This window comes from Helicobacter pylori SA213A (assembly GCF_000476275.1).
In the GTDB taxonomy this organism is placed as follows: domain Bacteria; phylum Campylobacterota; class Campylobacteria; order Campylobacterales; family Helicobacteraceae; genus Helicobacter; species Helicobacter pylori_CL.
This window is the reverse complement of record NZ_CBOM010000046.1, coordinates 1-1,889: the sequence shown is the minus strand read 5'-3', so window position 1 is coordinate 1,889 and position 1,889 is coordinate 1. Positions and strand designations below refer to the sequence as shown.

Here is a 1,889-nt window from a genome sequence, read left to right as displayed (position 1 = left end):
GTGAATTACCCAACCGCTAAAGCGATTGGGCTTTTTCTTGCTTCATAGCTCCATAACTAGCTAGATCCAATATGTTGCCATATGAACTAACCCCGTTAGAGGAAGCTCCACAAGCTTTGACACACTCATTAGTGTGATGAGTGTAATCGCTTCGGATAATCCCTACCCTAGCTTTATCTATCTTTACTTTATGCCTTTCATCTAGCATGCCTAAAGCGTAGTTTCTAATATTGACACTCGCATTGTAATCTCTGTGGTGTGTGATATTGCAATGAGGACAAGTGAATTTAGTGATGCTTTCATGTTTTTTGCCTGTATTGACCCCACAATAAGAACATAATTGAGAGCTAGGGAAAAATCTGTCTATGCGTAAAAGGGTTTTAGCTTTTCTTTGGGCTTTATACTCTAACATAGCAAGAAATTTCCCCCAACTCGCATTAGCAAGGCTTTTAGAATGATAGGTTTTCATAAGCCCCTTAACATTCAAAGTTTCTACCCCTATCAAATCGTATTGATTGGTTATCTCATTACTGATTTTATGCAAGTAGTCATCTCTAGTGTTTGAACAAGCTAAATGCAATCTAGCCACCTTTTTAGCTTGTTTTTTCCTGTTGTTGGAACCTTTTACTTTTTTACTTAACCTCCTTTGCGCTTTAGTGAGTTTCTTTTCTAATTTTTGATAAAAACGAATGTGTGGGTATTCTATTTTATCGCTTGTAACAATGAGCGTTCTTAAGCCCATGTCTAAACCTACCGCTTTTTTAATGATGGTAGGTTTAGGGATAGGCTCTTTGGTTTCATAGGATATAGAGCAAAAATATTGATCGGCTATGCAAGAAATAAAAGCCTGTTTGATAACGCTATCTTTAGGCAAATCCCTGTGTAATTTAGCCTTAATGCCCTCTTTGAATTTAGGGAGTGCGATTGTTTGAGTTTCTGTTTTGATTTCTATGTTTTGGGGGATTGCAAAGGATTGCCTAGCGTTTTTCTTGGATTTGAATTTAGGGTATCTCGCTCTTTTGCTAAAGAAATTATCATAAGCGCTCACAAGCTGTCTTAACGCCATTTGCAAACTTTGAGAATTGCATTCATTGAGATAATGGTATTTTTCTTGCCGCTTGATTTGGGTTAAGACTTTTTGCATGGTGAAGTAAGTTTCTTTAATGCCTTTTGCGTATTGTTTTTGTCGGTAATCTAAAAAGTAGTTATACACCACTCTAGAACAGCCAAAATGTTTAGAAATCAATTCTTTTTGTTGGGCGTTAGGATAAATTCTAAACTTGACAGCGTTAAGCAAAACGACTCCCTTGTTTTTATCTTGTATTATTATACAATGTTTTTATAAATAATGAATAAGGCTAAACTAATGAGGAAAAACCATTATCCATTAAGGTGGTATATTTCAACCAACCGAAGTAAGCATAATCTAAAAGCCCATTTGATTTTAGTGTGTAAGTATAGAAAAAAGTTGTTGCAAGGGGATTTGAATGATTTTATTAAGTCTGTTATAGATGAGATAGCCACCCAAAGTCATTTCATTATCATTGCGATGGAAAGCGATATAGATCATTTGCACTTAATGGTTCAATATATCCCTAGAATGTCTATTAGCTCCATTATTGCTAAAATCAAACAGATCACCACTTATAGAGTTTGGCGCGATAAAAGATTTATCCCCTTATTGCAAAAACACTTTTGGAAAGAAAAAACTTTTTGGACTGATGGATTTTTTGTTTGCTCTATCGGTGAAGCTAACCCTGAAACTATCAAGGCGTATATAGAAAATCAAGGTTAGTTTCACTTAAGGTTTTTATATAGTTCCTAGCGGAACTAAAGCATTCATCCCAAACACTAAAGATATTTGGGATTTCTGCTTGGGGGGTTTAAAA

The 1,889-nt window shown here is 35.4% G+C and carries 2 protein-coding genes; one reads left to right on the top strand and one right to left on the bottom strand.

The window, feature by feature from the left end; translation table 11 throughout:
• Positions 1-16 precede the first annotated feature (16 nt).
• Positions 17-1,297 (bottom strand): RNA-guided endonuclease InsQ/TnpB family protein, encoded by a 1,281-nt coding sequence (locus tag QT74_RS07775; RefSeq protein ID WP_033765908.1) that lies wholly within the window; start codon positions 1,295-1,297, stop codon positions 17-19.
• A 51-nt stretch (positions 1,298-1,348) separates the two neighbouring features.
• On the opposite strand from QT74_RS07775, the gene tnpA reads away from it, so the two are divergent.
• Positions 1,349-1,795 carry an IS200/IS605 family transposase gene (gene tnpA, locus QT74_RS07770; protein WP_195742352.1) on the top strand — a complete coding sequence of 149 codons (447 nt, stop codon included), beginning with the start codon at positions 1,349-1,351 and terminating at the stop codon, positions 1,793-1,795.
• Positions 1,796-1,889 lie beyond the last annotated feature (94 nt).